8 protein-coding genes and 1 pseudogene are annotated in these 6455 nt (G+C 69.0%); 7 read left to right on the top strand and 2 right to left on the bottom strand.

What is annotated here, in order from left to right; genetic code table 11:
- Positions 1 to 998: Clp protease N-terminal domain-containing protein (locus ACWEMY_RS21600; protein WP_452391455.1), on the bottom strand; the 998-nt coding region annotated here is incomplete at its 3' end.
- A gap of 184 nt (positions 999 to 1182) precedes the next feature.
- On the opposite strand from ACWEMY_RS21600, the gene ACWEMY_RS21595 reads away from it, so the two are divergent.
- The 7 genes and pseudogenes from ACWEMY_RS21595 to ACWEMY_RS21565 all read left to right on the top strand — a co-directional run.
- Positions 1183 to 2208, top strand: coding sequence for an NADP-dependent oxidoreductase (locus ACWEMY_RS21595; protein ID WP_452391454.1), 1026 nt, complete (start codon positions 1183 to 1185; stop codon positions 2206 to 2208).
- Between the two features lie 51 nt (positions 2209 to 2259).
- Positions 2260 to 2514, top strand: coding sequence for a type II toxin-antitoxin system Phd/YefM family antitoxin (locus tag ACWEMY_RS21590; protein WP_452391453.1), 255 nt, complete (start codon positions 2260 to 2262; stop codon positions 2512 to 2514).
- A 34-nt stretch (positions 2515 to 2548) separates the two neighbouring features.
- Positions 2549 to 2914, top strand: coding sequence for a type II toxin-antitoxin system VapC family toxin (locus ACWEMY_RS21585; protein WP_452391452.1), 366 nt, complete (start codon positions 2549 to 2551; stop codon positions 2912 to 2914).
- Between the two features lie 60 nt (positions 2915 to 2974).
- Complete coding sequence (locus tag ACWEMY_RS21580) at positions 2975 to 3688, top strand: DUF6882 domain-containing protein (RefSeq protein WP_452391451.1); 714 nt, start codon at positions 2975 to 2977, stop codon at positions 3686 to 3688.
- Between the two features lie 108 nt (positions 3689 to 3796).
- Positions 3797 to 4279, top strand: coding sequence for a YbaB/EbfC family nucleoid-associated protein (locus ACWEMY_RS21575; protein WP_452391450.1), 483 nt, complete (start codon positions 3797 to 3799; stop codon positions 4277 to 4279).
- Complete coding sequence (locus tag ACWEMY_RS21570) at positions 4276 to 4593, top strand: WXG100 family type VII secretion target (RefSeq protein WP_452391449.1); 318 nt, start codon at positions 4276 to 4278, stop codon at positions 4591 to 4593. Before ACWEMY_RS21575 ends, ACWEMY_RS21570 begins: the two co-directional genes overlap by 4 nt.
- A 3-nt stretch (positions 4594 to 4596) precedes the next feature.
- Positions 4597 to 4998: pseudogene (locus tag ACWEMY_RS21565) on the top strand (WXG100-like domain-containing protein); the annotation flags it as partial.
- A 692-nt stretch (positions 4999 to 5690) separates the two neighbouring features.
- Here the strand turns inward: ACWEMY_RS21565 and ACWEMY_RS21560 are convergent.
- Entirely contained in the window at positions 5691 to 6407 is a 717-nt protein-coding gene (locus tag ACWEMY_RS21560; RefSeq protein ID WP_452391458.1) for a hypothetical protein, read from the bottom strand.
- Positions 6408 to 6455: the final 48 nt, after the last annotated feature.

Raw genomic sequence — 6455 nt, 5'->3', positions numbered from 1 at the left:
CGCCGCTCCAGCGCCGCGTCCTTCTCGATGTACTTGCGGTACTCGTCGAGCGTGGTCGCGCCGACCAGCCGCAGCTCGCCCCGAGCCAGCAGCGGCTTGATCATGTTGCCCGCGTCCATCGCCGAATCGCCGGTACCGCCCGCGCCGACGATGGTGTGCAGCTCGTCGATGAAGGTGATGATCTCGCCCGCGCTGTTCTTGATGTCGTCGAGCACGGCCTTGAGCCGCTCCTCGAACTCACCCCGGTACTTCGCGCCCGCGACCATCGCGCCCAGATCCAGCGAGATCACCTTCTTGCCACGCAGCGACTCGGGCACATCGCCCTCGACGATGCGCCGCGCCAGCCCCTCGACGATGGCGGTCTTGCCGACGCCCGGCTCGCCGATGAGCACCGGATTGTTCTTGGTGCGCCTGCTCAGCACCTGCACCACGCGCCGGATCTCGGTGTCGCGCCCGATCACCGGATCGAGCTTGCCCGCGCGCGCGGCCTCGGTGAGGTCGGTGGAGTACTTCTCCAGCGCCTGGTAGCTGGACTCCGGGTCGGGATTGGTGACCCGCGCGCTGCCGCGCACCGCGGTGAACGCCTCGCGCAGCGCCTCCGGCGTCGCCCCGTGCCGCTGCAGCAGCTTGGCCACCTCGGAGTCGCCCGTGGCCAACCCGACCAGCAGATGCTCGGTGGAGACGTACTCGTCGCCGAGCTCGGTGGCCAGCCGCTGCGCCGCGGTGACCGCGGCCAGCGCCTCGCGCCCGAGCTGCGGGGTGGTGGTGGCACCGGTCGCGCTCGGCAGCTTGTCGACGATGTCACCCGCCTCGCGCTCGACCGTCGCCGGATCGACCCCGATGGCCTTGAGCAGCGGTGCCGCGATGCCGTCGGTCTGATCCAGCAACGCCACCAGCAAGTGAGCCGGACGGATCTCCGGATTGCCTGCCGCCGAGGCGGCCTGAAGAGCAGCGGTCAGCGCCGCCTGAGTCTTGGTGGTGGGATTGAACGAATCCACTGATCCTCCGTGTCGGTTGGAGCGAGTTCTGTTGTCGTTTCATCCAACGGTGTCAGAGTTGAGTCTATTCCGCTCAAGTTTGATTTTTCCAGCCGGGGCTCCCCGTGGTCTCGACGGTACGCCGCGACACCACCGAAGCCGGTCAATCACCGCATGTCGGAAGGGGTTCCGCCTAGGATTGCGGATGCCCGGCTCTCATCGATGCGAGGAGTTCGTCGACATGCGCGCGATCGTGGTTCACAAGTTCGGCGGCACCCCGGAGCTGGCGGACGTGCCGGTGCCCGAGCCCGGTCCCGGCGAGGTGCAGGTGGCCCTGGATTCCGCCGGGGTCAACCCGTTCGACCTGAAGATGGCCGACGGCCTGCTCGAGGGCAAGATGCCGACCGATTTCCCGATGATCCTCGGCGTCGACGGGGCCGGGACGGTCTCGGCGGTGGGCAGCGGGGTCACCAAGTTCGCCATCGGCGACAAGGTCGTCGGCAAGTTCCTCACCGCGCCCGCCGGACACGGCAGCTGGGCGCAGTTCTCGGTGGTCCCCGAGGACGCCACCCTCGTGCCGATCCCCGACGGCGTCACCTCGACCGCCGCGGCCGCACTGCCGATCGCCGGTGTCACCGCGCAGGATCTCGTCGACGCCGCCCACATCCAGCCCGACCAGACGGTGCTCATCGTCGGCGCGACCGGCGGGGTCGGCTCCTTCCTGGTGCAGCTGGCCAATATCGCAGGCGCCCACGTCATCGCCACGGCGCGCGGCGACGCCGCCGACCAGGTCGCCCGGCTCGGCGCCGCCGAAACCATCGACTACACCCAGCCGCGCCCCGCCGACCCGAACCTCGTCGACCCCGACCCGGCCGCCTACCGCGACTCCAGCGTCACCGACGCCGTCCACTTCACCCACCCCGACGGCATCGACGTCCTGTTCGACCTGATCAGCCCCGCCGCCGATTTCGCCCGCCACGCCACCCTCGTGCGCCGCGGCGGCCACGCCTACTCCACCACCTGGGCCGCCGACGAAGCCGCCCTGCGCGCCCGCGACATCACCGGCGGCAACTTCGAATCCAAGGGCCGCGCCCCCGAACTCACCCGCCTGCTGTCCCGCGTAGCCGCGGGCGACGTCGTCGTCCCCATCCAGACCACCGTCCCCCTCGAAGCCGCCCCCACCATCCTCGGCACAGGCAACGCCCGCGGAAAGACAGTCCTGGCCATCTGAGCGATCGTCAACCGCATAGCCACGCATAGCATCGCTGGCTACAATTGACCTATGACCAGGATGATCACCCAGGCGGAACTGCGCAACGGCAGCGCGGGCGTGATGGATGCTCTCGAGGCGGGCGACGATTTCATCATCACCCGCAACGGGCGTCCGGTCGGGGAACTACGGCCGATCCGCGCACCGCGCGAGGTGTCGACCACCGATCTCAAGGCACGGCTGGCACGCTTCGCCGGGACAACCGACGCCGCAGCGGAACGAGCGGAGATCGATGCGGCCTTCGGCGAAGACCGCATCGATGACTGAGCCGCGACACCCTGTCGGCCTCCTTGATACCTGCGTGCTCATCGATCTCGCGGAGATCGCCGACGACAAACTGCCCGTCCATCCCAGAATCAGCACGATTACGCTGGCCGAGCTCGGCATCGGCATCGCCTTGGCCCAATCGCCGCGGGTCCTGGCACTGCGCACCGAACGACTGCTCGAGGTGGAGCACGCATTCGACGCGTTGCACTTCTGTCCGTCGGCAGCACGACGGTTCACGACCATGGCAAGGCTCGTGGTTGCCGAGGGACGAAACCCGAAGCCCCGCAAGTGCGATCTCATGATCGCGGCCATCGCGTCGGTGAACGACCTACCCCTTTACACTCGCAACCCCGATGATTTCAAGGGACTCGACCCGGTACTGACGCTGATACCGGTCTGATCCCACCTCGCCCGGATCATCGGCGCGGTAGTCACGTTCCGCCTCGGTAGGCTCGTCGATATGTCCGAATTGACACTGTCGAATCTGCTGGACGATGCCGCTCTGTACTCGTTCGAGCATCAGCTGCATCTCGCGGACGTCGTCGGGGACCGGGGGTGGAGTGTCGATCTGCGCGCGGGCCGGTTCACGCTGACGGGTGATCAGCCGATCGAGTGCGAGCGCATGCACCTGCTCGGCTCGGCGGCGCCCGGGCCACAGTCGTGGCTGTGGTCGTGGGGGAATCCGGCCGGGTATCCGGAGACGGTCACCGGCCTGGCCCAGTCGGTGCGCGAGGCCGGAAACCGCTACGGCATCAGCGCGCTCGCCGATGTCGAGGTCCCGTTCGCCGCACTCCCGAACCCCACCGATCGTCCCGAGTCCGTGGTGAACGTCTTCATGGACGCCGCCAAAGCCATCTCCGGCGTCTGGACCGCCTACAGCGGCCCCGTCGGCGGCGGCACCCGCGCCGCGTTCCTCATCGAACACCCCCTGTTCCAGCTCCCCGCGCCCGAATCCCCGCGCGTCATGCGCGTTCTCCAGCAGGCGCTCACCGAATTCCCGCTCGCCGACCACCGCCGCGCCGTGCACTCCTACGCCAACCACCGCGGCCTCACCATCGCGTGGTCCCCCGACCACCGCCGCGCCACCCTCACCGGCCCCGGCTTCGAGGCGACCCTCACCTTCGACGAATGGGCCAGAACCACCGGCATCGATGCGCAGCTGGGCGCCAATTGATTTCGTAGCGAACCCTCCCGAAATGAGACATAGCACACATTAGGGATCTCCCGGCCACGCCCACACGTCCAATATCTCGACACCCTGTTGCCGAGAGTGGGATTCACGATGACCGACGATCTGCCCGAGATCACGCGTGACACCAACGCGGCCCTGCGTTCGCAGATCGATCAGATGCTCGACGCGTATCAACGGGATTCGGCCGCTCTGCTCTCGGCACAGAACCGAGCGGCCGAACCGGTGACGGTGTGGTCCGACGACAACCTGGTGCGCGTCACCGCCAACGTCGCCGGCGTCATCGAGGTGCACGTGGAGCCGGAGGCCTTCCGCCGTTCGACGCCGGAGAAACTGGGCGCGTCGATCACCGCGACCATCCAGGCCGCCGCCCAGATGACCACCAGCGCCCAGCAGGACGCACTGGCCCCACTCACCGAACTGGCCGACTCGCTGCCGGACGTGCCCGACCTGATCCCCGGCGCCCCCAGCACCAAAGACCTGATGGCGCAGTTCCGCACGCCACCGGAGGCGACACCGCCACCACCCATCGATGACGAGGACGAGTACTTCCAGAACCGGGGGTACCTGCGGTGAGTTCGATCGACGTCGACCCCGATGCCCTGCGCAACACCAAGGGATCCTACGAATCCGCCGCCACCACACTGACTTCCGCGCTCCAGGCGCTCACTGCCGCCCTGGACGCCGAAGGCGAATGCTGGGGCGCCGACGAAACCGGCACCGCCTTCGCCCAGAACTACACGCCCGGAGTCGATCAGGGCAAGAAGGCCGTCGCCAATCTCGCCACCACGATGACCCAGCTCGGCACGAACATGGTCACCCTGGCCGACAAGCTCGTCGAGCAGGACACCACGCAGGCGGCCGCACTGAAGCAGTCGACGGGAACCTAGCCCGTGGGCATCGAGATCCCCGATTCACTGCAGTGGGTCGCGAAATACATTCTGGGCGCCGGTGATTGGCCCGACGGCGACGAGACCGCCATGCGCCGCCTCGCCGACGCCTGGACCACCACCGCCAAGACCCTCGACACCGTCGACGACACCGCCGCCGCGGCCCTGACCGCCACCCTGACCGCGCTGTCGGAAGGCGAGGCCCACGACGCGATCGCCGCCTACCGCGACAAACTGCTCGCCGGCGACGACGCCGCTTTCACCGCAATCCGGAAATGGTGCGAGAAACAGGCCGAGATCCTCGAAGACGGCGCCAACGACATCGAGCACACCAAGCTCGTGATCATCGGCACGATGATCGTGGCCGCCGTCGAGATCGCCGCCGCCATCGCCACCGCGTGGACCGGCATCGGCGCCGCCGCCGGTGTAGCCGCCCGTGTGGCCGCCCAGGTCGCGGTGCGCATCGCGATGAAACAGCTGATCACCCGGATGATCGCGCGCGGCCTCGCCAAAGCCGCCGCGCGCGCGGCCCTCAAGGGCGCGGCGTTCGAGGCACTGGAAGAGGGCGGCATCGACGCCCTCGCCCGCACCATCCAGGTCGCCAAGGGCGACCGCTCGATGGACAAGTTCGGCTGGGCCGACCTCGGCCTTGCCACCTTCGGCGGCGCGGTCGGCGGTGCCGTCGGCGGCGGCCTGGGCGACAAGCTCGGCGGCGTCGGCGACAACATCTCCAACGGCCTCGGCAAAATGGCCGCCAAGTCCCTCACCGGCGCCGCCACCGAACTCGGCGCCGATCTGTCCGCCCAGGTAGCCACCGCGGGCCTCAACTCCGCCCTCACCGGCCAGGAATTCAAACTCGACATCGGCGTCGACACCTTCACCAGTGCGGGCGCGGGCGGTCTCCAGAGCGGCATCGAATCCAGCCTCCACAACGGCGGCGACACCACCGCTCCCGACGTCCCCGACCTGGGCGAGGTCCCCGGCACCACCCCCGCGGGCACCACCCCTTCCCCCAGCCAGCCCAACACCGATTCCCCCTCGACCTCCCCCGCCTCGACCCCGAATTCGCCGTCGACCCCCAACGGCGACGGCGGAACTCAGCCCGCGAGCACCAATCCGTCTACGCCCGGCGGTGATTCACCGAGTTCGCCCGGAACACCGTCCCCGAGCTCACCCGGCGACACCTCGCCATCCCCCAGCACGCCGGGCACCGACTCTCCGTCCGGGTCGCCCAGCCCGAGCTCACCCAGCGATACCTCGCCGAACCCGAGCACGCCGAGCGACAACTCACCGAGCCCGACGACGCCGAGCAACACCAACCCCAGCACCCCCGACAGCGGAACGCCGACCGACACCCCGAGCAACGGAAGCCCGCCCTCGAACGGCGCACCGACCGACTCGACCCCGTCCACACCCGGCGACACCAATCCATCCACACCCGCTACCACCCCGTCGACCCCGAGCGACACCACCACTCCCTCCCCGGCCGACACCACCCCCAATCCCTCCACACCCACCAACAGCAACCCCGCCACACCGGGCGACACCACACCCGCCCCCGGCGACACCGGTTCCCAGAACCCGTCCACCACCCCCAACAACCCGTCGTCGCCCCAGACCCCGTCCTCCCTGGACCTCCCGTCGACAGACACCCCAGCCCAGACGCAGCCGGTCACCCCGACGACCTCACAACCGTCGACCCCCACCGACACCACATCGACCAACCCCGGCACCTCCCCCACGACGGCACCCACCGCCCCCGGCACCACCACCCAGCCCACCAGCCCCGGCACCCCGTCGTCCCCATCGGTCACCCCGAACACCCAAACCGACCCGAACCGCACCCCACAGTCGGCCGACAC

Source organism: Nocardia sp. NPDC004415, from assembly GCF_053602435.1.
The sequence above is the reverse complement of the archived record's forward strand: the minus strand, read 5'-3'. Positions and strand labels throughout refer to the sequence as shown.